At 68.7% G+C, this 24,891-nt stretch carries 17 protein-coding genes; 10 read left to right on the plus strand and 7 right to left on the minus strand.

The window, feature by feature from the left end; genetic code table 11:
* Position 1 precedes the first annotated feature (1 nt).
* The 3 genes from Q0581_RS04520 to Q0581_RS04530 all read left to right on the plus strand — a co-directional run bounded on the left by Q0581_RS04520 (position 2) and on the right by Q0581_RS04530 (position 3,192).
* Positions 2 to 1,042: a LacI family DNA-binding transcriptional regulator gene (locus tag Q0581_RS04520; RefSeq protein WP_298698000.1), complete on the plus strand. Its 1,041-nt coding sequence runs from the start codon at positions 2 to 4 to the stop codon at positions 1,040 to 1,042.
* Positions 1,043 to 1,194: 152 nt separating this feature from the next.
* On the plus strand, positions 1,195 to 2,055 hold the full coding sequence (locus Q0581_RS04525) for a hypothetical protein (protein WP_298698002.1): 861 nt from the start codon (positions 1,195 to 1,197) through the stop codon (positions 2,053 to 2,055).
* Positions 2,056 to 2,169: 114 nt separating this feature from the next.
* On the plus strand, positions 2,170 to 3,192 hold the full coding sequence (locus Q0581_RS04530) for an IPTL-CTERM sorting domain-containing protein (protein ID WP_298698004.1): 1,023 nt from the start codon (positions 2,170 to 2,172) through the stop codon (positions 3,190 to 3,192).
* Between the two features lie 64 nt (positions 3,193 to 3,256).
* Here Q0581_RS04530 and Q0581_RS04535 read toward each other — a convergent pair whose 3' ends face one another.
* A complete protein-coding gene (locus tag Q0581_RS04535; RefSeq protein WP_298698006.1) occupies positions 3,257 to 3,895 on the minus strand; it encodes an RpiB/LacA/LacB family sugar-phosphate isomerase in 639 nt (212 codons plus the stop codon).
* 111 nt (positions 3,896 to 4,006) lie between these two features.
* On the opposite strand from Q0581_RS04535, the gene kduD reads away from it, so the two are divergent.
* A complete protein-coding gene (gene kduD, locus Q0581_RS04540; protein ID WP_298698008.1) occupies positions 4,007 to 4,753 on the plus strand; it encodes a 2-dehydro-3-deoxy-D-gluconate 5-dehydrogenase KduD in 747 nt (248 codons plus the stop codon).
* On the opposite strand, the gene Q0581_RS04545 is transcribed toward kduD, so the two are convergent.
* A complete protein-coding gene (locus Q0581_RS04545) occupies positions 4,750 to 6,126 on the minus strand; it encodes a pectate lyase (protein ID WP_298698010.1) in 1,377 nt (458 codons plus the stop codon). The two genes, kduD and Q0581_RS04545, sit on opposite strands and share 4 nt — an antisense overlap.
* Before the next feature lie 151 nt (positions 6,127 to 6,277).
* Between Q0581_RS04545 and Q0581_RS04550 the strand changes: the two genes are divergently transcribed.
* Positions 6,278 to 9,292: a TonB-dependent receptor gene (locus Q0581_RS04550; protein ID WP_298698011.1), complete on the plus strand. Its 3,015-nt coding sequence runs from the start codon at positions 6,278 to 6,280 to the stop codon at positions 9,290 to 9,292.
* A gap of 102 nt (positions 9,293 to 9,394) precedes the next feature.
* Positions 9,395 to 10,483, plus strand: coding sequence for a sugar kinase (locus Q0581_RS04555; protein ID WP_298698012.1), 1,089 nt, complete (start codon positions 9,395 to 9,397; stop codon positions 10,481 to 10,483).
* Here the strand turns inward: Q0581_RS04555 and Q0581_RS04560 are convergent.
* Positions 10,480 to 11,946, minus strand: a complete 1,467-nt coding sequence (locus Q0581_RS04560; RefSeq protein WP_324523749.1) for a carboxylesterase family protein — start codon at positions 11,944 to 11,946, stop codon at positions 10,480 to 10,482. The two genes, Q0581_RS04555 and Q0581_RS04560, sit on opposite strands and share 4 nt — an antisense overlap.
* A gap of 376 nt (positions 11,947 to 12,322) precedes the next feature.
* On the opposite strand from Q0581_RS04560, the gene Q0581_RS04565 reads away from it, so the two are divergent.
* Positions 12,323 to 14,473 carry a malate synthase G gene (locus Q0581_RS04565; RefSeq protein WP_298698015.1) on the plus strand — a complete coding sequence of 717 codons (2,151 nt, stop codon included), beginning with the start codon at positions 12,323 to 12,325 and terminating at the stop codon, positions 14,471 to 14,473.
* A gap of 75 nt (positions 14,474 to 14,548) precedes the next feature.
* Here the strand turns inward: Q0581_RS04565 and Q0581_RS04570 are convergent, their stop codons facing one another.
* Together Q0581_RS04570 and Q0581_RS04575 are read right to left on the minus strand one after the other, a co-directional pair.
* A complete protein-coding gene (locus Q0581_RS04570; RefSeq protein ID WP_298698017.1) occupies positions 14,549 to 15,877 on the minus strand; it encodes an HlyD family type I secretion periplasmic adaptor subunit in 1,329 nt (442 codons plus the stop codon).
* The gene (locus Q0581_RS04575) at positions 15,874 to 17,607 is read right to left on the minus strand and encodes a type I secretion system permease/ATPase (RefSeq protein ID WP_298698019.1); all 1,734 of its coding nucleotides are present in this window, start codon (positions 17,605 to 17,607) and stop codon (positions 15,874 to 15,876) included. Before Q0581_RS04575 ends, Q0581_RS04570 begins: the two co-directional genes overlap by 4 nt.
* Before the next feature lie 144 nt (positions 17,608 to 17,751).
* On the opposite strand from Q0581_RS04575, the gene Q0581_RS04580 reads away from it, so the two are divergent.
* The 3 genes from Q0581_RS04580 (at position 17,752) to Q0581_RS04590 (ending at position 22,700) form a co-directional block, all read left to right on the plus strand.
* A complete protein-coding gene (locus Q0581_RS04580; RefSeq protein WP_298698020.1) occupies positions 17,752 to 18,123 on the plus strand; it encodes an AprI/Inh family metalloprotease inhibitor in 372 nt (123 codons plus the stop codon).
* Positions 18,124 to 18,231: 108 nt separating this feature from the next.
* Entirely contained in the window at positions 18,232 to 19,107 is an 876-nt protein-coding gene (locus tag Q0581_RS04585; RefSeq protein ID WP_298698021.1) for an ABC transporter ATP-binding protein, read from the plus strand.
* A gap of 11 nt (positions 19,108 to 19,118) precedes the next feature.
* Positions 19,119 to 22,700, plus strand: a complete 3,582-nt coding sequence (locus tag Q0581_RS04590) for a M1 family aminopeptidase (protein WP_298698023.1) — start codon at positions 19,119 to 19,121, stop codon at positions 22,698 to 22,700.
* Between the two features lie 10 nt (positions 22,701 to 22,710).
* Here the strand turns inward: Q0581_RS04590 and Q0581_RS04595 are convergent, their stop codons facing one another.
* Both Q0581_RS04595 and fba read right to left on the minus strand, forming a co-directional pair.
* Positions 22,711 to 23,667, minus strand: a complete 957-nt coding sequence (locus tag Q0581_RS04595) for an RluA family pseudouridine synthase (RefSeq protein ID WP_298698172.1) — start codon at positions 23,665 to 23,667, stop codon at positions 22,711 to 22,713.
* Positions 23,668 to 23,761: 94 nt separating this feature from the next.
* Entirely contained in the window at positions 23,762 to 24,844 is a 1,083-nt protein-coding gene (gene fba, locus Q0581_RS04600; RefSeq protein ID WP_298698025.1) for a class II fructose-bisphosphate aldolase, read from the minus strand.
* Between the last annotated feature and the right edge of the window lie 47 nt (positions 24,845 to 24,891).

Here is a 24,891-nt window from a genome sequence, read left to right on the forward strand (position 1 = left end):
CTTGAACGACCCCCGCCGCCCCGGCAAGCCCGCGACCATCAATGATGTGGCGCGCCTGGCGGGCGTCTCGAAAAAGACCGTCAGCCGGGTCATCAACAACTCGCCCTTCGTGCGCGAGGAGACCCGCGCCAAGGTCGAGGCGGTGATCGCGGAATCCGGCTTCAGTCCCGACCCTCAGGCGCGGGGCCTGGCCTTCCGGCGGTCGTTCCTGGTGGGGATGATCTACGACAATCCCAGCCCCAACTATGTGGTGAACATGCAGCAGGGGGTGCTGGACGCCGTGCGCGGCTCGGGCCTGGAGCTGGTGGTCCACCCCTGCAACCGCGCCGCCGACAGCTTCCTGGCCGATGTCGAAGGCTTTGTGGTGCGGCAAAAGCTGTTCGGCGTGGTCATGCCGCCGTCGGTGTCGGAGGACGAACGGGTCGTGGCCCTGCTGCGTCAGGCGGACTGTCCCTATGTGCGGATCGCCTCGGTGTCGCTGGACGAACCGGCGCGCATGGTGGTGACGAACGACAGTCGCGGCGCCGCCGAGGCCGCGCGCCACCTGGCCCAGCTGGGTCACACGCGGGTAGCCTTCATCTCGGGCCCCGACAGCTTCCGCTCGTCACACGAACGGGGCAGGGGGTTTTCCGAAGGTCTGGCGGAATACGGCCTGACGCTTGACCCGGCCTATGTGCGGCGCGGGGCCTATACGTTCGAATCCGGCGCCGAGGCGGCGGCCGATCTGCTGGCCCTGCCGGACCCGCCCACCGCCATCTTCGCCGGCAATGACGAAATGGCCATCGGGGTGATGAAGGCGGCGCGCGACCGGGGCCTGGACGTGCCGTTCGACCTGTCCATCGTCGGCTTCGACGACCTGCCGATGGCGTCGCGCGTTTGGCCAAACCTGACGACCGTGCGCCTGCCGGTGCGCGACATGGGGCGGATGGCGGCCGAAAAGCTGACGGCCCGCAGCCGGGGCCTGGACCCCGCCGCCCTGGACCAGCCGGAGATCATTCCGTCGCTGGTGGTCCGGGATTCCGCGGCCCCGCCTCGATCTTGAGTTTCGCCTGATCACGTAACGGCGATCTGTGGCGCATCGGGGTCTTGCATGATAACCCCGTCCGTGCGCGGAAGGTCGCCGGCCCACGGCTTGGGCATGGCTTTTCGCCTTCGGACAACGCCCTCAACCCTCTTGATCGAACGGTCCGCGCCATGGCGTCCGTCCCGCCACCCCGATCGGCGCTTGAAGCCGACACGACCGCAGCCTTTCCCTATTCTATCCCGCCCGGTTTCGACGCCGCCGTGCGCCACTCGATCCGGGGGGCGCTGGCGATTCTGGACGCGGATCCGGGCTTCTATCGCTGCATGGACGACATACCGACCTATGCGCTGGGGGTGCTGGCGCTTTATCTGCATGCGACGGACCGGCTGTATCACCGGGGTCTTCAGGAGGCGGCCCGCGACCTGTTCAGCGCCGGGCGCGCCACGGCCGTTCTGGCGCGGATGCAGTCGGCCGGCCTGATCGTTCCGCGCGATGATTTCCGCAGCGGCCGCCAGCGCCGATATGCGCCCGAACCGGCCATGATCGAGGCCTATCGCACCTGCTATCGGATCGAGTTGGAAAGCCTGAGCCTGATCGATCCCAGGGTGGGTCGGCTGGTTCAGACCTATGACGACCCGGCGGTGTTCGAGGACATCGTCGGCTTCCTGGCGCGACGGCATCTGGCGGCGGCGACGCTGGATCAGGAGCTGATCGACCCCCTGGGCGGGATCGGAGCGCACTCGATGGGGCTGATGCTGGCCTATGCCCTGGCAGAGGCGGCGTTTCAGGCGGGTTTCGACCGTCCCGAGGGCGAGGTGTCGGTCAACATCACCCATCTGGCCCGGCGTCTGGGCGTATCGCGAACCCACGCGCGTCGGCTGTTGAAGAGGCTGCACGACGCCGGCCTGACGACCGTGGGCGACAAGACGGGCGTGTTGGTTCTGAACCCGGCCTTCGCGGACGGGTTTGCGCTTTATTTTCTGGGCATGTTCACCACGCTGATGGCGGCGGTCGAACATCGGATTTCCTGAGGCGACACCCGTTCCGCTTCGCAGATCGGTGATCGCGAGCGTCTCAAAAATGTCCACTATCGAAGGGTTTGCGACGCGATTAAGCTTGATGCGCCGACAAGGTCGGGGGGAAAAATGATCTCGAAATTCTGGTGCAACAGCATGGCCGCCGGCCTGTTGTCGCTTGTGGCCCTGTGCGGTTCTGCCGGGGTCGCCTCGGCGCAGACCGCGTCGCCCTATTCATCCGTCGTCGGCCAGCCGACCGACCTTATCGTGCTGGCGCCCGGCGGGGCGGCCTATGTGGCCTCCAACACGGGCCTCTATTATCTGCCCACGCCGGCTGGTGCGCCGGTGCTGATCAGTGGCGCGCGTCAATATCGGGAACTGGCGATGCTGCCGGACGGCAGTCTTCTGGGCGGCTCCACTAACGGCGGCGTCTATCGGTACAACGCCGGCTGCACGACCCTGGCCGGCTGCGGCGAAACCCTGTTCGTGGCGCTGGGAACCGGTGGCGGCGTTTATGGCGTCGCGGTCGATCCGGTCAATTCGTATGTCTTCATCAGCGGCTACGATGGCGACATCGTGCGCCGGACGGACCTGACCGGCGCGGGCATCACGACGTTCGCGACCGCGGCGGCGGCGGTGAATCTGAACGGACCTTCGGGTCTGGAGGTCGGGACGGACGGCTTTCTGTATGTTGGCGATTCCGACAATCTGCGGATCGTGCGCTATCCCACCAACTGCGTTGCGCCCTGCGCCAGCGGGACGGTGTTCGCCAGCGGCGGCGGCATGACCTCGACGCGGGGGCTGGCGCGTTCGCCGACCAGCAACATCATGTTCATTTCCGACGGCGGCGCCCTGGGGTCGGGCAAGGTTTATACGGTCGGTCCGGCCGGCGGCACGCCGGTCCAGTATTCGGCCCTGGCGGTCAACGGCATCGAGAGCATCTATCTGGATGACGCCACCACCACCCTTTACGTCTCGGGCGGCGTCGGCAGCGGGTCGCCCAACACCTATGAAATCTCGGTGGCGGCCGCGCCGTCCTTCCTGGTTCCGACGGTGCCGACCCTGACGGAATGGGCGATGATCCTGCTGGCGTTGCTGCTGGCGGGCGGCGGCGGCTTGATGCTGTGGCGCCGTCAGGGCGAACCGGCCTGAGCCAAGCCGCCCAGGCTGCGGCGGGCCTCATCATCCGCCGCAGCCGAGGGGTCTCAGCGGCGGGTCAGCCGACCAGGCCCTTCACATAGTCGCGGATAGCGTCGTCGGTGGCGTTGGCGAAGAAATATTCGCCGAACCGTTCGCCGGCCACGGCGGCCTTCAGCAGGTCCTGATCGACGGACTTCAGCACCGTCAGCATGTCATGGCAGGTGACGGACTTCAGCGCTTTCAGGATGCCGCGATTGCGCGCCATGATCTCGGCCCGCTCCTTGGGATAGCCCAGGCCGCGCTCGCCGTCGAACAGCTTGCGATAGACGTCCTGCAGGTTCAGCTCGGCCGCCCAGCCGAAGCCCTTGGCGTAGGGCATGGAGATGGCGTTGCCATCGTTGATCTGGGCGAACAGGAAGGCGTCGGTCGGGTCGATCACCAGGCCGCAGAACACGCCCGGCATGCTGTTGCAGGCCAGCATGGACCCCATGCCGGTGCCGCAGCCGGTGACCACGAAATCCGCCGCGCCCGAGTTCAGCAGGACGCCGGTCAGCAGGCCGTTCATGACATAGGTCAGCGACGCCTTATCCTCGGCCGTGTACATGCCGTAGTTGAACACCTGATGGCCCAGCGGCTCGGCCACCGAGGTCAGGGCCTCGTGGATGATCCCGTTCTTGGCGGCCTGGCTGTTTTCGGTGATGAGGGCGATCTTCATGGGGTGTCTCCAGGCGAAGTCTGCGGGCGAGCGAACGTCCAGGGGTTTGCATAGGCTTATGACACCGGTTACCTATCGAAGCAATTCGCAGCCCGCCTGGACGGTCCCGACATGAGCGTTTCCTTTGATCTGACCGGCCGCAGCGCCTTGGTGACCGGCGCCAACACCGGCCTGGGCCAGGCTATCGCCGTGGGTCTGGCCCAGGCGGGGGCCGACATCGTGGCCGTGGGCCGTTCGGCGCCGACCGAGACCGAGGCCGCCGTCCGCGCCCTGGGTCGGGGCTTCAAGGCCATCGCGGCCGACCTGTCGTCGACGGCGCCCATCGCGGATGTGGCGGCCCAGGCCGGGCCGGTGGACATTCTGGTCAACAACGCCGGCATTATCCGCCGCGCCGACAGCCTGGACTTCACCGAGGAAGACTGGGACGCGGTGATCGACACCAATCTGAAGACCGCCTTCTTCCTGTCCCAGGCCGTGGCCCGCACCTGGGTCGCGGGCGGGTGCGGCGGCAAGATCATCAACATCTGCTCGATGCTGTCGTTCCAGGGCGGCATCCGCGTGCCGTCCTATACGGCGTCCAAGAGCGGCCTGGCGGGGATCACGCGCCTTCTGGCCTGCGAATGGGCGGGGCGAGGGATCAACGTCAACGGCATCGCGCCGGGCTATTTCGCCACCAACAACACCGAGGCCCTGCGCGCCGACGAGACACGCAACCGCGACATCCTGGGCCGCATTCCGGCCGGGCGCTGGGGCGATCCGGCGGATCTGGCGGGTGCGGCGGTCTTCCTGGCCAGCGACGCGGCCGCCTATGTGCACGGGACCATACTGCCGGTCGATGGCGGCTGGCTGGCGCGCTAGTCCGCCAGACTGTTCAGCCAGTCTTCCAGATTGGTGAAGCCGTCGCCGTTGCGATCGGCCGGGCCGTCGGTCGGATCGGCGGGGTTCAGGCCGTTGGCCATTTCCCAGGCGTCGGGCATGCCGTCGCCGTCGCCATCGATCCAGGGTTCCCCCGGCGCCAGATCGGGCCAGCCGCCGACCTGGGCCTGGCTGTCGATGATGCGGCCGGTGCGGTCGCGCACGCCGGCGATGATGCGGGCGTCCGCCGCGTCGCGCACTGGGCCGGCGCCGGCGCGGGCCATTACGGCGTCGGCGGCCTCTTGCGCCGTGTGGGTCGCCGCATCGGCCCAGTCGGGGCGGGCGGGCAGGCGATAGCCGGGGCGGTCGCCGTCGCGCACCAGGCGCCACGGATCGTCGGGAACGGCGCCGTCCATGCTGTTGGCCTCGAACCAGGCGCGGGCCAGGGGATTGCTCTCATGGAACGCCCAGCGCCCGCGCGAATCCGGCCCCGGCACATAGGCGTTGGCGATGAAGGCGTAGGCGGCGTGGCTGTCGGTGTCGGCGTTATAGCCTGCATGCGACCCGCCCCAGTTGTAGAAGACGTTGTTGCGGAACTCGAAGCGCGGCCCTTCGGCATCGACGGCGGGCGGATTATAGTTGCCCGGACGCGGCATGCGCGCCTGATGGTTGGCCCACAGATTGTGATGGAAGGTCATGCGCGCGCCGTGGCCGCCGCGCAGCAGCGAGCCATAGCCGTGGGCCCCCTTGTCGTGGCCCGAGGCGTTCAGGGATTCGGCGATCAGGCTCCATTGAACGGTGACGTCATAGATGCCGCGTTCGGGCGCATCATAGCGGCTGCCGGCGGACAGGGTCTCGTCCACCGACCACGAGGCGGAGATGTGGTCCAGGATGATGCGGCGCCCGCGCGTTATGGATACGGCGTCCTCCTGACTGCCGCCTTCGTCGCCCAGGCGGACACGGAGGTGACGCACCACCACATCGTCGGCGGCGATGATCAGGGGCTGGCCACGCAGCGCGATCCCCCCGCCCGGCGCCGTCTGTCCCGCCAGGGTGAGGCGCCCCTGCCGGATGGTCAGCGGCGACTGCAGAACGATGGTCCCGCCGATGTCGAAGACGATGGTCCGCGCGCCGCGCGTCTCGATCGCGGCGCGCAGACTGCCGGGGCCGGAATCGTTCAGATTCGTGACCCGCGCGACCACGCCCCCGCGTCCGCCCAGGGAGAATCGGCCCGCCCCTTCGGCGCCGGGAAAGGCCAGGGCGCCGTCCTGGGCCAGGACGGAATCCGCCAGCCCCGCACACAGGGCCAGTCCGATGCAGACGGCGCGGCCCGTCACTCGACTGTGCAGACGCAGGGTTGCCAGATCGACGATCATCGGGTTAGGGTCCGTTTTGATACCGGTGTCAGGAGCCATAGCGCCCCATCATGACACCGGTGTCAACAAGGGGCGCCGCCAAAGGGGGACGCTTCCACTAAAAGACAGACCGGGGCAAATCCCGGCGTCCGTGCCCTATGGGAGGAGGCATATGTCGCAAGTTCATACGCGGGGCCGCGCCCTGCGCCGCTCGCTGATCGCCGGGACTTCGGGTCTCGCCATCGCCATGACGCTGGGGGCCGTCTCGGCCTCGGCGCAATCCACGCCGCAACAGGCCACGGAAGTCGAAGAGGTGATCGTCACCGGCTTCCGCGCCAGCCTGAACAATGCGCTGAACATCAAGCGCAATGAAACCGACATGGTCGACGCCATCTCGGCCGAGGACATCGCCGACTTCCCGGACCTGAACCTGGCCGAGTCGATCCAGCGCATCCCCGGCGTGTCGATCGACCGCGACGCCGGTGAAGGCCGCAGCCTGACGGTGCGCGGCCTGTCGGCCGACTTCACCCGCACCCGCATCAACGGCATGGAGGCCCAGGCCACCACCGGCGGCACCGATTCCTCGGGCGGCGCCAACCGCGGCCGGGGTTTCGACTTCAACATCTTCGCCTCGGAGCTGTTCAACAACATCCGGGTGCGCAAGACCCAGGCGGCCATGATCGAGGAAGGTTCGCTGGGCGCGACCATCGATCTGCAGACGACGCGGCCGTTCGACTACAACGGCTTCCGCGCCGCCGCCTCGGTCCAGTACGGCTACAACGACCTGTCCGAAAGCTGGAACCCGCGCTTCGCCGGCCTGATCAGCAACACCTTCGCCGACGGCATGATCGGTGTGCTGGTCTCGGTCGCCTACAGCGAGCGCAGCCTGTTCGAAGAGGGTTTCAGCACGGTCCGCTGGGATCGCGCCACGGCCCAGAACGGCGGCTTCTGCAGCCCCGTGGGCGTCACGCCGGTCACCCCGGGCAACAGCTCGGGCATCGGCTCGAACGCCGCCAACTGCGTGACCGGCATTCCGCGCCCGGCCAACAACCCGGCCAATGTGTCGGCCTATCAGACGGCGAACAACGCCAATGTCTTCATCCCCCGCCTGCCGCGCTACGGCCGGCTGGTGCACGAGCAGGAGCGCACCGGTTTCACCGGCGCCATCCAGTTCCGCCCGCGCGAAGGCACGACGATCAGCTATGATCTCCTGTACTCGAACCTCGATTCGACCCGGCAGGAGAATTTCCTGCAGGCCCTGTCGTTCAGCCGCAACCGCGACAACGGCGGCCAGCCGCAGATCCACGTTCTGGAAGCGGTGGTCGAAAACGGCGCCCTGGTCTATGGCCGTTTCAACAACGTCGATGTGCGCGCCGAACAGCGGTTCGACACCCTGAGCACCGAATACGTCCAGCACAGCCTGACGCTGGACCATCAGTTCAGCGACAATTTCAGCATGCGCGCCTACCTGGGCCGCGCCACGTCGGACTTCAAGAACGACCAGCAGACCACCGTCACCCTGGACCGCCAGAACGCCCAGGGCTTCAGCTGGGACTTCCGCGGCAATCCGAACAGCCCGCTGATCAACTGGGGCTTCGACGTCGCCGACCCGAACGCCTGGCAATGGCGCGACGTGTCCCTGGGCACTGCGGCCAACTCGATGTCGGCGCCGCGTTCGGAAATCCGCATCCGTCCGCAAGGGGTGGAGAACACCTTCGACGCGGCCCAGCTGGACTTCACCTACGACGTCAACGACCAGTGGACGCTGCGCTTCGGCGGCAACTGGAAGACCTATGAATCCGACGCCTATGAGTATCGGCGCGGGACGGGCAGCGACGGCGAGCTTCTGGTGCCGCGCCTGCCGACGGGCACCACGGTGGCCGACATCTCGACCCTGCTGACCGGCTTCGGCAGCGGCCTGACCCCGTCGGGTTCGGCGACGTCCTGGGTCATTCCGAACCTGGGCGCCATCGCCAGCCTGTTCAACATCTACTGCAACTGCGACACCGGCGTGCCGGGCGGCGACTTCCGCCTGTACACCATCGAGAACGGCAGCTCGCGCGGCGGCAACCGCCTGGTCCGCGAAGAGGACACGGCCTATTACATCCAGGCCGACTTCGACCTGGACGTGCTGGGCTTCCGCACCCGCGGCAACATCGGCGTGCGTCAGGTGAAGACCGAACTCTATGCCGAGGGCTACAGCTCGGTAGGCGGCGGCACCCTGGTTTCCGGGACCAATGAGTACGATGACACCCTGCCGTCGCTGAACCTGGCGGTGGACCTGACCGACCAGCTGATCTTCCGCCTGGGCGCCGCCAAGGTGATGGCGCGTCCGTCGATCAACAGCTCGCTGTCGGGGGCCAACTTCCTGGTGCCGACGACGTCGCTGGCCTTCGCCGCCTCGGGCCACACCGCCTCGATCGGCAATGTCGAGCTGGAGCCGTACCGCGCCAACACCCTGGACCTGAGCCTAGAGTGGTATTTCGCGCCGGAATCCCTGCTGTCGTTCGCCTGGTTCACCAAGGACATCAACACCTACGTCCAGCTGCGCCGGCAGTATTATGACTACGCCGCCCTGACGGCGATGAACCCCATCGCCTTCGCGCCGGAGCTGTGCACCAACAACGCCCTGTGTTCCGGCCCGACCGATCAGGTCCAACTGACCCAGGCGGTGAACACCCCCGGCGGCGACCTGACCGGGTTCGAGATCAGCTATCAGCAGCCCTTCAGCTTCCTGCCGGGCTTCTGGAGCGACTTCGGCATCCAGCTGAACTACACCCGCGTGTCGTCGGACATCTCCTACTGCCTCAGCGTCGATTGCGACCCGACCAATCCGGCGGGCTTCATCGTCAACGAGATGGTCGGCCTGTCGCCCGAGGCCTACAACGCCACCCTGTATTACGAGAACGACCGTTTCTCGGCGCGGATCTCGGCGGCCTATCGCGACGCCTATCTGCAGCAGGTGCCGGGGCGCAACAACAACGCCCTGGAAGGCAAGGTCGAGACCATGACCGTCGACGCCGCCGCCAGCTACAACCTCAGCGACAGCATCGTGCTGACGTTCGAGGCGCTGAACCTGACCGACGAGGAAAACCACCAGTGGGTCGGCGACGACGACCGCCAGTCCACCTCGGTCTATCACCACACCGGCCGCCAGATCTTCGTCGGCGCCCGGTACCGCTTCTGAGGATCGTTCTCTCCTGAACGCCGACTGGGCCGGGGCGGCTTGCTGCTCCGGCCCCTTTTCTTTGCAGGGATCTGGCCTCAGGCTCGGCTCATGACGCGACCGTTGAACATCCCCTCCGCCGTTGACCGCCGCTGGGACATCGCCGCCCTGGGCGAGGTGATGCTGAGGTTCGATCCCGGCGAACGGCGCGTGCGCAACGCCCGGTCGTTCGACGTCTGGGAAGGCGGGGGCGAATACAATGTCGCCCGCGCCCTTGCCAAGGGGTTCGGCCTGCGCGCCACGGCGATCACGGCCCTGCCGGGTAACGATCTGGGCCTGTTGGCCGACGATCTGATCGCGCAAGGGGGCGTGGATCGGTCGCACATCCTGTGGCGCGATCACGACGGCGTGGGCCGCAACACCCGGCTGGGCCTGAACTTCACCGAGCGGGGCTTCGGCCTGCGCCCGGCGCTGGGGGTTTCGGACCGCGCCAACTCCGCCGCCGCCCAGATGCGGCCGGGCGAGATCGACTGGGACCGGCTGTTCGGCGACGAAGGCGTGCGCTGGCTGCACACCGGCGGCATCTTCGCGGCCCTGTCGTCTTCGACGGCCGAAACGGCGGTCGAGGCGGTGGAGGCGGCTAAACGCCACGGCGTGATCGTGTCCTATGACCTGAACTATCGCGCCAGCCTGTGGAACGCCCATCCCGACCCGGACGCCGCCCGCCGCGTGAACCGCCGCATCGCCCAGAGCGTCGATGTGATGATCGGCGACGAGCACGGCTTCTCCACCTGCCTGGGCCTGGATTTCGACGCGGGGGCGCGGTCCTCGGGCCTGGATGCGGGGCCGTTCCGCGCCGCTGCCCCGGCCTTCGCCGCCGCCTATCCCAATGTGAAGATCGTCGCCGCCACCCTGCGTGAACCGACCACCGCCGGGCGCAACGACTGGGGCGCCGTCGCCTGGGCCGAGGGGCAGGTGGTCGAGGCGCAGGTCCGGCGAGACCTGGACATCTTCGATCGTGTCGGCGGCGGCGACGGCTTCGTCTCGGGCCTGGCCTGGGCCCTGATGGACGGGCGCGATCTTCAGGCGGCGGTCGACTGGGGCGCGGCCCACGGCGCCCTGGCCATGACCACCCCGGGCGACAGCGCCATGGTGTCGCGCGCGGAAGTCGAAGCCCTGCTGAACGGCGCGGGCGCGCGGACGGTGCGCTAGGTTCCGGGCTGGACGTAAGGCACGCGGGCGAACAGCCGTCTTTCGGCCCCGCGCGGGTCGTCCTGCATCCGGCAGGCGTTGTCCAGCAGCATCGTCTGGCGCCGGGGCAGGGTATAGGGCGCCCAGGCGGGCAGACCGTCATGGTTCGGGTCGCCCGTGGCGGCGAAGGCGGCGAAGGCCCCGCTGATCCGGTCGGCCATGGCCTGGGCCGTCGGCCCCACGGCCCGCGATCCGGCGGCGGCGACAGTGTCGAAGGCCAGGGGAATGTCCGATCCGTGCGGCGCGCCCCGCCGCCCGTCCGCCAGGGTCGAGGGCCAGTCCAGCTGATAGACGAAGGCGGGCGATCCCTGTTCGGCGCGCAGCTCGGCCTCGATGATCGCGGCGCGCCACGACCTGGCGGCCGTGGTGGCGGCGATGAAGACCTGGCCGGGGCTGTAGTCGGGATAAAGCCGCCGGTATTCGGCGATCACCGGCTCGGGCGCGATGTCCACCCGCATCTGGGCCAGGGTCATGCGGCCGGGCAGGTCGTCCCAGCCCAGGGTCGCCACATCGGCGCCGGTGAAGGCCAGGGTCTCTTCGCGCGTATTGCCGATCATCATCGGCACGCCCGCCGACTGGGCCGGGGCGTCGGGATAGAAGGGGTGGCGGTCCAGCGTCCGCCCGTCCACCACCGGCCCGAAATACAGGCCGCCATAGGGCAGGACCGGATCGCGGATCTCGGCCGCTTTCAACAGACGATCGACCGGCAGGCGCGCCGCTTCGTCGGCCCGTTCCGGCGGGAGGTCCAGCGCGTCCAGCCAGGCGCGGGCGCGGGTCATGGCGTTGATGGGGCCGGAGGCCGTCACCTGTTGTCCGCTCATGGTCGCGGCGCGATGAAACAGACCCGATGCGGCGGGGGTGGCCATCAGCGCAGCGATCTTGGCCCCGCCGCCCGACTGTCCGAACACCATGACGCAGGCCGGGTCGCCGCCGAAGGCCGCGATGCTGTCGCGCACCCATTGCAGGGCCAGGATCAGATCCAGCTGGCCGACATTGCCGCTGTCGGGAAAGACGCCGAACCGGCCCAGCGAAGCATAGCCGAACAGGTTCAGCCGGTGGTTCACCGTCACCACCACCACGTCGCGTCGCCGCGCCAGCCGCGCCCCGTCTGTCAGCGGGCTGGACCCCGATCCGGTCGCATAGGCGCCGCCGTGGACATAGACCATCACCGGCCGCCGCCGGTCGTCCAGGCCCGGCGTCCAGACGTTCAGGAACAGGCAGTCCTCGCTCTGGTTCGGCTCCGACCCCGGCTGGGGGCTGGCGGCGCCATGGGCGAAGGCGTCCAGGGGGCGGGTCCAGGGCGTGGGTCGGACCGGCGGCCGGAACCGGCGCGGACCGGTGTCGGCGCCGTAGCGCACGCCCTTGAAGATCAGCATGCCATCCTGGCGTACGCCCCGAACCGGGCCGTTGACCGTGGCCGCCACCGGATGGGCGTCATTGGCGCGGGCCGAACGTGAAGCGAACAGGATCGCAGGAGCCGCAATCAATAGAGAACGTCGTTGCAGCCCCCTTCCCCCTTGAGGGGGGAAGGGTCGGGGATGGGGGTGTGGGCACGGTGGATCGAAATTGAGCCGTCGAGTCTCACGCGCTTCGTTGGTGACGACGGAGCGAACACCCCCACTCCCAACCTCTCCCCCCTCGAGGGGGAGAGGAGTCGATTTGCGGCTGGTCATGGGAAGAGCCTAACCCCATCTGTCACCGGTGTCATTCATTCGAGGCTTGCCGCACGCGGGCCGGAATGGTCAGATCACGCATTGTTACAGGTGCGCCCTCCCCACGTCGCGCGCCGGGGGAGACGCCATGACCTATTCCGACCGTGCCGGCCTATCGGTCGCCGCCCCGGTGATCGATCTGATCGAGGGCGAGGTGCTGGCCGGCCTGGGTCTGGCGGCCGACGCCTTCTGGGCTGGGGTAGCGGACATTCTGGCCCGGTTCGCGCCCGAGAACCGGCGCCTGCTGGCGATACGCGACGACATTCAGGCGCAGATGGATGCGTGGCATGCGGCGCGGCGGGGCCAGCTGCACGACGCGGCGGAGACCGAGCGGTTCCTGCGCCAGATCGGTTATCTGGTCGATGAGCCGGCGCCCTTCGTCATCGGCACGCAGAATGTGGACGTCGAGGTCGCCCGCATGGCGGGGCCGCAGCTGGTGGTTCCGGCGCTGAACGCCCGGTTCGTTCTGAACGCCGCCAACGCCCGCTGGGGCAGTCTGTATGACGCGTTTTATGGAACGGACGCCTTGGGCGATCCGCCGCCCTCCGGCCCCTATGACGTCGCGCGCGGGGCGCGGGTGGTGGCGCGGGCCAAGGCCTTTCTGGACCAGGCCCTGCCGCTGGACAGCGGCGCGTGGGCCGATGTCGCCGCTGTCGACACCGTCGCCCTGCGCGATCCCGAGGCCCGGATCGGCCGCAGCGACCGCGGCTGGATGTTCCGCCACCACGGCCTGCATATAGAGGTGGTGATCGACCGCGCCCATCCGGTCGGGGCGACCGATCCGGCGGGGATCGCCGATGTGGTGCTGGAAGCGGCGCTCAGCACCATCGTCGATCTGGAGGACTCCATCGCCGCCGTCGATGCCGCCGACAAGGCCGCCGCCTGGCGCAATTGGCTGGGCCTGATGCGCGGCGACCTGACCGAGACCTTCGACAAGGGCGGGCGGGCGATGACCCGGTCGCTGGCGGCCGATCGCCAGATCACGGCGCCGGACGGATCGCCCATCGTTCTGAAAGGGCGCAGCCTGCTGTTCGTGCGCAACGTCGGCCATCTGATGACCACCCCGGCCGTCCTTCTGCCCGACGGGTCAGAGGCGCCCGAGGGGGTGCTGGACGCCATCGTCACCAGCCTGATCGCCCTTTACGACCTGCGCGGCCTGGGCCGGTTCGGCAACAGCGCGACCGGATCGGTCTATATCGTCAAGCCCAAGATGCATGGGCCGGCCGAATGCGCCTTCACCGACCGGCTGTTCGATGCGGTCGAGGATCTGCTGGCTCTGCCGCGCCATACGATCAAGGTGGGCGTGATGGACGAGGAGCGTCGCACCAGCGCCAATCTGGCCGCCTGCATTCACGCGGTGCGTGACCGGATCGTCTTCATCAACACCGGCTTCCTGGACCGCACCGGCGACGAGATTCACACCGCCATGCAGGCCGGGCCGGTGGTGCGAAAGGCCGAGATGAAATCCGCCGAATGGATCGCCGCCTATGAGGCGCGCAATGTCGCCATCGGCCTGACATGCGGCCTTTCGGGCAAGGCCCAGATCGGCAAGGGCATGTGGGCGGCGCCGGACCGCATGGCTGAGATGCTGGACCAGAAGGCGGCCCATCCGATGACCGGCGCCAACACCGCCTGGGTGCCCAGCCCGACGGCGGCGACCCTGCACACCCTGCATTATCACGCGGTCGATGTCTTCGCCCGCCGGGCCGAAGTGGCCCAGGCGCCGACGCCGGGCCTGGAACCCCTGCTGATCCCGCCCCTGGCCCTTGGCCGCAACTGGAGCGAGGCCGAGATCGAGGCCGAGCTGGACAACAACGCCCAGGGGCTGCTGGGCTATGTCGTACGCTGGATCGACCAGGGCGTCGGCTGTTCTAAGGTGCCTGACATCCACGACATCGGCCTGATGGAGGACCGGGCCACCCTGCGCATCAGTTCCCAGCACATGGCCAACTGGCTGCTGCACGGTGTCTGCACCGCCGATCAGGTCGAGGCGGCCCTGCGCCGCATGGCGGCCAAGGTCGACGCCCAGAACGCGGGGGATCCGGCCTATCGTCCCATGGCGCCTGGCTTCGACGGCCTGGCCTTCCAGGCGGCGCGCGCGCTGGTGTTCGAAGGGACGGCGCAACCGAACGGCTATACCGAGCCGCTGCTGCACGCCTTTCGGCGGCGGGTGAAGGGCGAAAATATTCCTCCCCCATCGGGGGAGGGGGACCATGCGCAGCATGGTGGAGGGGGCTGATCTGGGTGCGATGTGTGGGGCTGGCCCCCTCCACCGCTTCGCGGTTCCCCTCCCCCGGTGGGGGAGGATTGACAGCTACTGCTCCCCGCCCGAGCGCCACAGGCTCTGGACCAGGGGTTCGAACAGATAGGACAGGGCGGTGCGGCGGCGCAGCTGCACCTGCACCTCGACCGGCATGCCGGGGCGGATGTCGCCGGCGGCGGCGCCCAGGCGGGCCAGTTCGGCCTCGGGCACCACGATCTCGGCGCGGTAATGGCTCTGGCCCGAGGCTTCGTCGGTGAAGCTGTCGGCCGAGACGCGGGTCACGCGGCCATGCAGCACCGGCGGGGCCTTTTCGCGCAGGCCCGGAAAACGGACCTCCGACTGCATGCCGATGCGGACATTGTCGATGTCGGCAGGATTGATGCGCGCCACCACGACCTGAGAGGCGTCGGCCGGCACGATCTCCATCAGCAGCTGGCCGGCCTGGACCACCCCGCCGGCGGTGAAGACGCTCAGGCCCACGACCTGGCCGGTGGCGGGGGCGGCGATACGGGTGCGGGCCAGCTGGGCGCGAGCCTCGGCCAGGCGCGGGCGCAGCTCGTTCAACTGCACCTCGACCTGACGCAGCTGTTCGGCCACATCCTCGTTCAGCTTGGTGGTGACGCCCGACGACTGCAGCCGCGTCTCGCCGATCTGTTCGTCGGTGCGGGCCGACTGGGCGCGCAGCGACCCCAGCTCTCCGTCCAGCCGCGCCGCCTCGCGTTCCAGCGCCCGCACGCGAGTCAGGGGGGCGTAGCCCTTCTCCGCCAGCGACCGGATGCCGGTCAGCTCCTCCTCGATCAGGCGGCGTTGTTCGATGCTGGCCTCGATCTGGCGGGCCAATCCAGCCTTCTGCTGTTCCAGCTGCTGCACCCGCTGGCCCAGCACGCCCTGTTCGGTGGACCGTCCGGTGCGGCGGGCGCCGAACTGCATCCGCTGAAGCCGCAGCGCCTCGGTCGCCAGCGCCAGATCGGGGCCGGTCAGGGCGGTGAACTCGGGCGGGGTCGGCACGGCGCCCAGGCGGTCGCGCTCGGCGATCATGCGGCTGCGCTGGGCCAGCAGGGCGTAGACCTGGCCGGTCAGGCCGCGCTCCTCGGCTTGAAGCTCGCCGGCCGACAGTTCGATCAGGATCTGGCCGCGCGTGACCCGGTCGCCCTCGGCCACCCTCAGGGCGCTGACCGTGCCGCCGTCGCGGTGCTGGACCGCCTGTCGGTTGCCCGAGACCATCACCTGTCCGGGCGCGAAGGCGGCGGCGTCCAGCCGATAGAAGGCGGCGAAGCCCATGAACAGCACGAAGAACAACCCCGCTACGGCGGCGCCGATCATCAGTTCGCGGTTGGGCGAATCCACGGCCGGGGGCGAAGCGGAGGCGGCGTCGGTCATCGGGCGGCGGCGCCTTCGGCCGCCGGTTCGCGCAATTTGGCCAGAACTTCTTCGCGCGGCCCCTCCATCTGGACCACGCCGTCCTTGAGCATCAGCAGCCGGTCGACCCGCGCCAGCACCCCGGCGCGATGGGCCACGATGACCACGGCCGCGCCGCGCGCCGCCGCCGCCAGCACCGCCGCCATCAGGGCGCTTTCGCCCTCCTGATCCAGGTTGGAGTTCGGCTCGTCCAGCACCAGCAGGGCCGGATCGCCATAAAGGGCGCGGGCCAGGGCGATGCGCTGGGCCTGCCCGGCCGAAACGCCCGAGCCATAGGGGCCCAGCACGGTGTCATAGCCCCGGGGCAGGCGCTGGATCATCTCATGCGCGCCCGCCGCCTGGGCCGCGCGCACGGCGGCCTGATCGACGGCGGCGCGGTCCAGCCCCAGCTCGGCCGAGAAGCGGGCGATATTGTCCCGGACCGACCCGGCGAACAGGCTGGGATGCTGGGGCAGATAGCCCAGGTGCCGCGCCAGGTCGTCGCCGGTGCGCGCGTCATAGTCGGCCCCGTCCAGTCGCACCAGGCCGGTGGTCGGGCGGATGGCCCCGGCCAGCACCTTGGCCAGGGTGGACTTGCCCGAGCCCGAGGCGCCGATGACGCCCAGGGTCTGGCCCGGCTCCAGGACGAAGGCGACGCCGCGCAACTGGGGCGCCTCGGTGTCTGGATAGCGGACGCTGACCGTCTCGACCTTCAGCCGGCCGGCGGGGGGCGGCAACTGGGTGCGCGGGCGCTCCTGACCGCCGGTGGCGGCGAACAGATCGATCAGGGCGCGCCAGCTGCTGCGTCCCTGGACCAGGGCGGGCCACGACCCGACCAGGGCCTCGATCGGGGCCACGGCGCGGCTGAGCAGGACGGACGAGGCGATGATGGCGCCGGGCGAGATCTGGCCCTTGACCGCCAGCCAGGCCGCCAGGCCCAGGGCCGCCGACTGCAGGGTCATGCGCACGAATTTGATCGCCCCGGTGTATTTGCCGCCGGTCAGCTGGGCGTCCGCCTGCTGGGCGGTGGCGGCCTGACGCTGGGCCATCTGCTTGGCCACGCTGGCGCCGCGCATGCCCAGGGCGCGGATGACCTCGGCCTGGCCCGCCACCTGCTCCTGGGCGGCGTAGGCGGCGTTGGAGGCGTCGATGGAGCGTTTCAGCCGCGCTCGGCTGTCGCGCTCGTTCATCAGGGCCAGGACGAACAGGACGGCCCCGCCCAGCAGGGTCAGAACCCCGACCCACGGGTGCAGCAGGAAGCAGAAGGCCAGGTAAAGCGGCGTCCACGGCGCATCGAACAGGGCCATGGCCCCCGGCCCGGAAACGGCGGCGCGCACATTGTCGAACTCGCGCAGGGCCTGGGTGTTGGGCGCCTTGGCCTGGATGTCCATGACCCGGCCCAGCACCCGTCCGGCCAGCAGCCGGTCCAGCCGCAGTCCGGCCCGCAGCAGCAGCCGCGCCCGCATGGCGTCCAGCAGCGCCAGGCTGGCCAGGGCGAAGATGGTCACCGCACTGATGGCGACCAGGGTGGTGATCCCGCCGGTCGGCACGACGCGGTCATAGACCTGCATCATGTAGATTGTGGGGGTCAGATACAGCAGATTGACCAGGGCGCTGAACGCCGCCGCCCAGACGAAATGCGTCCGGCAGGCGCCGAAGGCCTGGGCCAGAGGCTCGGTTCCGGGCTGGGTGGGCGTCAGCGACTTGAACAAGGTCGAACCGGGCGGCGTCGCGGGATTGCGGCCAGGCAGAATACAGCGCCCCGGCGGCGGGTGATAGACGCCGCATCGGCGCCGCTTGCATGCGGCGCGGGGACGGGGCGATAGTCCCGGCAAGGGGCAGGCAGGAGACATTGCATGATCACGGCCGCCATCGCCTTCGCCGCCCTGCTGGCGGGGTCCGCCACCCCCATCGCCGAGGAGGGTGTCATGAGCCCGGATGATCCCGCCGCCGCGAACCCGGCCGCCGGCCTGTGGCGCATCGAAGGCGCGCGCGACCGGTGCCGCATCTCGCTGATGAAGACCCCGGCCGCCGCCGGAACCCTGGGCGTTCTGGTCGAGGGGTGCGACGGCCATCGCCTGGCGGCCGCCGCGCGCTGGCGCATGGCGCGGGGCGGGGTCGAGATTCAGGACTCCCAGGGGCGCGCATTGATGCGTCTGGCGGCCCAGGGACCGGACGCCCTGGCCGGGCCGGACGGCCTGCGTCTGACGCGGGCGCCGGAAGCCTGAGGACGGCGTACCGCCGGGGGCGTGACGATTTCCTGACTGAAGCGTAACTTGATGCGGTCGGGCCGCGTCGCGCAGTGTGCCGCCGAACCGGCCCAGGGGAACCGCGCGATGCTGTCGATCAAGAATCTTGTCCACGTCTATCCGAACGGCGTGCGCGCGCTGGACGATGTCAGCCTGGAGATTCCCACCGGCATGTACGGCCTTCTGGGGCCGAACGGGGCGGGCAAGTCGACGCTGATGCGATCCATCGCCACCCTGCAGACGCCGACGTCCGGCGCGATCCAGTTCGGCGACATCGACGTGGTCAAGGAGCCGGAGCTTCTGCGTCAGACCCTGGGTTATCTGCCCCAGGATTTCGGCGTCTATCCGCGCGTCTCGGCCTACGACATGCTGGATCACATGGCGGTGCTGAAAGGGATCGCCGGCGGCAAGGAACGCAAGGAGACGGTCGAGGGCCTGCTGAACCAGGTCAATCTGTGGACCGTGCGCAAGAAGGCGCTGGCGGGCTTTTCCGGCGGCATGCGCCAAAGGTTCGGCATCGCCCAGGCCCTGATCGGCAACCCCCGCCTGATCATCGTCGATGAGCCGACGGCGGGCCTGGACCCGCAAGAGCGCAACCGCTTCCTGAACCTGCTGGCCGAGATCGGCGAGAATGTGGTGGTCATCCTGTCGACCCACATCGTCGAGGACGTGGCCGACCTGTGCCCGCGCATGGCGGTGCTGGCGGGCGGTCGCATCCAGCTGGAAGGCGCGCCGACGGACCTGATGCAGGCCATGCAGGGCCGCGTCTGGCGCAAGACCATCGCCAAGGAAGATCTGGCCGATCATGAGGCCCGCCATCAGGTCATCTCGACCCGTCTGTTCGCCGGTCGCACCGTGATCCACGTCCTGGCCGACCAGCGCCCCGACGGCTTCGAGCCGGCGCCCGGCGGGCTGGAAGACGTCTATTTCTCGACGCTGGCCGCGTCGCGCAAAGCCGCCTGAGGACCGCACCGATGTTCTGGAACGTCGCGGGCTTCGAGTTCCGCTATCAACTGCGCCAACCCGCCTTCTGGGTGATTTCGCTTCTGTTCGCCCTGATGGGCTATGGCCTGATCGCCGCCAGCGAGAACATCAGCATCGGCGGCGGCGGGGCCGTGCACGCCAATGCGCCGTTCACCATCATCGCGGCGCACATCATCTTCAACGTCTTCTACATGCTGGCCACCGCCTCGATCGTGGCCAATGTGGTGGTGCGCGACGTCCAGTCGGGGTTCGGCCCGATGATCCAGGCCACGCGCCTGGGCAAGTTCGACTATCTGTACGGCCGGTTCCTGGGCGCCTTCGGGGCAGTGGCGCTCAGCTATCTGAGCATCGGCCTGGGCATGGCGTTCGGAACCCTGATGCCGTGGGTGGACGCCGAAACGCTGGGGGCGTTCCAGCCGCTGCATTATCTGTACGCCTATGGGGTGTTCGGCCTGACGGGCCTGCTGCTCAGTTCGGCGCTGTTCTTCGCCCTGGCCACGGTGACGCGGTCGATGATGGCCACCTATGTCGGGGTGGTCGCCGTCTTCATGATCTATCTGGTGGGCACCTCGTCCCTGGCCAGCAAGCCCGAGTTCGAGACCCTGCTGGCCTGGGTCGAGCCGTTTGGTTCGGGCGCCTTCAGCACGGTGACCGAATACTGGACCGCCTCGGAACGCAATACGCGCCTGCCGGAGCTGGCGGGGGTGTTGCTGTACAACCGGTTGCTGTGGGTGGCCGTCAGCCTGTGCGTTCTGGCCCTGGCCTATGCGCTGTACCGGCCCGCCGCGCGCGGGGCCAAGCTGAAGAAGCAGGACCGACTGCGCGCCATCGTCGAGGCCGAGGCGCCCGCCGAACAGCCGCTGGGCGCCCTGCCGGCGGCGCGTCATGGCTGGGCCAGCGGCTGGTCGCAGCTGGTGTCGCGCACCCGTCTTGAGATGGGCATGGTGTTCAAGAGCCCGGCCTATGCTGTGCTGATGCTGCTGGGCTTCGCCTTCTCCATCGCCAACCTGTGGTTCGCGGGCGAGATGTTCGGCACGCCGATCCTGCTGGTGACGCGCGTGGCCATCGAGACGCTGACCGGCGCCTTCGGCCTGATCTCGATCATCATCGCCATCTACTATTCCGGCGAACTGGTCTGGCGCGACCGCGAGCGGCGGATGCACGAGATCATCGACGCCTCGCCGACGCCGGACTGGACCTTCGTGGTTCCCAAGACCCTGGCCCTGCTGCTGGTGCTGGTCTCGACCCTGTTCGTGTCGATCGGCGCGGGCCTGATCGTTCAGGCGATCAAGGGGGTGACGGATTTCGAACTGGGCAAATACCTGGCCTGGTATCTGGCGCCCCAGGCGATCGGGTTCGGCCTGCTGGCGGTGTTGGCCATCTTCGTCCAGGCCCTGTCGCCCAACAAATTCGTCGGCTGGGCGGTGATGGTTCTGTACATCATCGCCGGGATCGTCATGGGCAATCTGGGCCTGGATCACCTGCTTTACCGGTTCGGCGATGCGCCCAGCGTGCCCCTGTCCGACATGAACGGCACGGGCGATTTCGGAACCTTCCAGGGCTGGCTGAACGCCTATTGGACCGCCTGCGGGGTCGTGCTTCTGGTGCTGGCCTATGGGCTGTGGCGGCGCGGGACCGAGACGCGCCTGGCGCCGCGCCTGCGTCGCCTGCCGCGCCGCCTGGCGGGACCGGCGGGGGCCATCGGCTTCGTCGCCCTGGCGGCCTTCGTCGGACTGGGCGCCTATGTCTATGTCAACACCAACGTCTGGAACGAATACACCGGCCGCGATGCGCGCGAGCGCAATCTGGCCGCCTATGAAAAGACGCTGCTGCCTTTCGAGAACACGCCCCAGCCGTCGGCCGTCAGCGTGCGGCTGGTGCTGGACCTGCACCCGACCACGCCGCGCCTGTCGACCCAGGGCGAACTGGTGGTCGAGAACAAGACCGACGCCCCGCTGAACGAAATCCACCTGCGCTGGGAAGAAGACCTGCAGATGCAGACCCTGAGCGTCCAGGGCGCGCGGCTGGCCCGCGAATGGAAGGATTTCGACTATCGCATCTATCGCTTCGACACGCCGATGCAGCCGGGCGAACGTCGCACCGTGCGCTTCACCTCGGTGCTGGAGCAGCGCGGCTTCCGCAACAGCGGCAACACCACCCGCCTGGTCGACAATGGGACCTTCGTGAACAACATGGAGTTCGCGCCCATGATCGGCATGAACCGTGACGGCCTGCTGGGCGACCGGTCCAAGCGCCGCCGTCTGGGCCTGCCGGCCGAGTTGCGCATGGCCAAGCTGGAGGACGAGAGCGCCCGCGTGCGCAACTATGTCGGCGCCGACTGGGTGACGGCCGACATCACCGTGACCACCGATGCGGACCAGACCCCCGTGGCTCCCGGCTATGAGGTGTCGGACGTCATCCGCGACGGGCGCCGCACGGTGCGGTTCGTGACCGAAAGCCCGGTGCTGAACTTCTTCTCGGTGCAGTCGGCCCGCTATGTCGAGGCGCGGCGGATGCACAAGGGGGTCGAGCTGGTGGTCTATCACCACCCCGGCCACGCCCGGAACGTGCCGACCATGCTGGACGCCCTGGCGGCCACCCTGGACTATGCCGGGACCGAGCTGAGCCCCTATCAGTTCCGCCAGGCGCGGATCGTCGAATTCCCGGACTACGCCAGCTACGCCCAGTCCATGCCCAACACCTTCGCCTGGTCCGAAGGCCTGGGCTTCATCGCCGACCTGTCGAACCCGGATAAGATCGACTTCGTCACCTACATCGCCGCGCACGAGTTCGCGCACCAGTGGTGGGCGCACCAGGTGGTCGGTTCGGACCAGCAGGGATCGACCCTGCTGTCGGAATCCCTGGCCCAGTACACGGCCCTGATGGTGATGGAGCGCAAATACGGCCAGGACCAGATCCGGCGCTTCCTGAAGCGGGAGCTGGACGGTTATCTGAGCGCGCGGGGCGGCCAGAGGCTTGAGGAGATGCCGCTGATCCGGGTCGAGAACCAGCCCTACATCCATTACGAAAAGGGCGGGCTGATCCTGTATCTGCTGCGCGACCAGATCGGCGAAGAGGCGGTGAACCGCGCCCTGCGCCGGGTGCTGAACCAGTATGCGTTCAAGGGTGCGCCCTATCCGCGCTCGCTGGACCTGATCGCCGCCATCCGCGCCGAGGCGCCGGCCGACAAGCAGGAGCTGATCACCGACCTGTTCGAGAAGATCGCCCTGTATGACGTCAAGACCACCGGCTCGACCGCGCGTCGTCGCGCCGACGGCCGCTGGGACGTGACCGTCACCGTCAGCGCCCGCAAGCTGTACGCCGACGGCAAGGGGGTCGAGACCGAGGCGCCGCTGGACGAAACCTTCGACATCGGCCTGTTCGCCGCCAGGCCCGGCGACACGGGGTTCGATCAGAAGGACGTGGTGCTGATGGAGCGCCGGGCCCTGCGCAGCGGGGTTCAGACCTTCCGCTTCGTCACGGCCCGCAAGCCCGCCTTCGCCGGGGCCGATCCCTACAATCGCTGGATCGACCGCGATTCCGACGACAACATCACGGCGGTGCAGGGGTAGGCGTTAGCGGCTAAAGCGCCGACAGCGCCGTCTCCAGCGCGGCCATCTCGGCGGGCAGGGCCGTCTCGAACCGCAGCGTCTGGCCGGTGACGGGGTGCACGAAGCCCAGCACGGCGGCGTGCAGCGCCTGGCGCGTCAGGCCCGCCTGGGCCATGGCGGCCCGTACCGGCGCGGTGGGCGCGCCCGAGCCATAGACGGCGTCGCCCAGGATGGGCGCGCCCCTGGACGCCAGGTGCACGCGGATCTGGTGGGTGCGGCCGGTGTGCAAGGTGCAGGCGACGCGCGCCGCCTGGGGCGCGGCGCCGGCCTTCGCCGGGGTTCCGAACGCCTGCTGGACCACATAGTCGGTGGTCGCCTCGCGCCCGCCGGCCTTCAGCACCGCCATCTTCTTGCGGTCGGCGTTCGAGCGGCCGATGCGGGTGACGATGCGGTCGCGGGCGGGCGACGGCGCCCCGCGCGTCAGGGCGATATAGGTGCGCTCGATATCGTGGGCGGCGAACAGGGCCGACAGGCCCGCATGGGCCCGGTCGCTCTTGGCCGCCACCATGACGCCCGAGGTGTCCTTGTCCAGCCGATGCACGATGCCCGGCCGCGCCACCCCGCCGATGCCCGACAGCGACGCGCCGCAGTGATGCAGCAGGGCGTTGACCAGGGTGCCGGTCTCATTGCCCGGCGCCGGATGGGCGGCCATGCCCGCCGGCTTGTCGATCACAATCAGGTCGGCGTCTTCGTAGAGCACGTTCAAGGCGATGGCCTCGGCCTGCGGATCGGCGGGCGCAACCGGCGGCAGGGCGATGATGTAGTCGCCGGGAACCGCCTTGCTCTTGGCCGACACCGCCGCGCCGCCGAACGACACGGCCCCGGCGTCCATCAGCGCCTGGATGCGCGCCCGCGACAGGGTCGGCGCCGCCTCGGCCAGGGCCTTGTCCAGTCGCAGCGCCCGCGCGCCGTCGTCCAGCGAAACCATCAGGGTCTCGCCTTCGGTGTCGATATCGTCGGAATCGTCGGGGGCGGTCACGGCGGACAGACTAGCCCGCCGTCGGTCCCCTGCCCAAGCGGCTTCAGGCGGCCCTGGCGCCCGCGCCAAAGTTCGGGTCCAGTTCGCCGGCCGCATAGCGTTTGGCCATCTGGGCGGTGGACATGGGTTTGATCTTCGACGCCTGACCTTCGCAGCCGAACTGCTGATACCGCTCGATGCACAGCTTGCGCATCGCTTCCTTGGCGGGCTTCAGATAGGCGCGCGGGTCGAACTCGCCCGGCTTTTCGGCCAGCACTTTTCGGATGGCGCCGGTGATGGCCATGCGGTTGTCGGTGTCGATGTTGATCTTGCGCACGCCGTGCTTGATGCCGCGCTGGATCTCTTCGACCGGCACGCCCCAGGTCTGGGGCATCTGACCGCCGTACTGGTTGATGATGTCCTGCAGGTCCTGGGGCACGGACGAGCTGCCATGCATCACCAGATGGGTGTTGGGCAGGCGGCGATGGATTTCCTCGATCACATTCATGGCCAGGACTTCGCCGTCCGGCTGGCGGCTGAACTTATAGGCGCCGTGGCTGGTCCCCATCGCAATGGCCAGGGCGTCCACCCGCGTCTCGCGCACGAAATCGACCGCCTGGTCCGGGTCGGTCAGCAGGGCCGAATGATCCAGCTTGCCTTCGAAGCCATGGCCGTCCTCGGCCTCGCCCATTCCGGTCTCCAGGCTGCCCAGAACGCCCAGTTCGCCCTCGACCGACACGCCGCACGAATGGGCCATCTGGACGACGCGGCGGGTGACGTCGACGTTGTATTCGTAGCTGGCGGGCGTCTTGGCGTCCTCTTCCAGCGAGCCATCCATCATCACGCTGGTGAAGCCGTACTGGATGGCGGTGGCGCATGTGGCCGGGCCGTTGCCGTGGTCCTGGTGCATGCACACCGGGATGTGGGGATACAGTTCCGCCAGCCCGTCGATCAGCTTGGCCAGGATGACGTCGTTGGCGTAGCTGCGGGCGCCGCGGCTGGCCTGGATGATGACCGGGGCGTTCACGGCCTCGGCGGCCTCCATGATGGCCAGGCCCTGCTCCATGTTGTTGATGTTGTAGGCCGGCAGGCCGTAGTCGTTCTCGGCCGCGTGGTCGAGCAACTGTCGCAGGGTGATCCGCGCCATGGGTGTAGCCTCCTGAGCCGCTTCTTTTGCCGGTGATTAGCCCGGCG

The sequence above is a fragment of the uncultured Brevundimonas sp. genome (assembly GCF_937863155.1).
In the GTDB taxonomy this organism is placed as follows: domain Bacteria; phylum Pseudomonadota; class Alphaproteobacteria; order Caulobacterales; family Caulobacteraceae; genus Brevundimonas.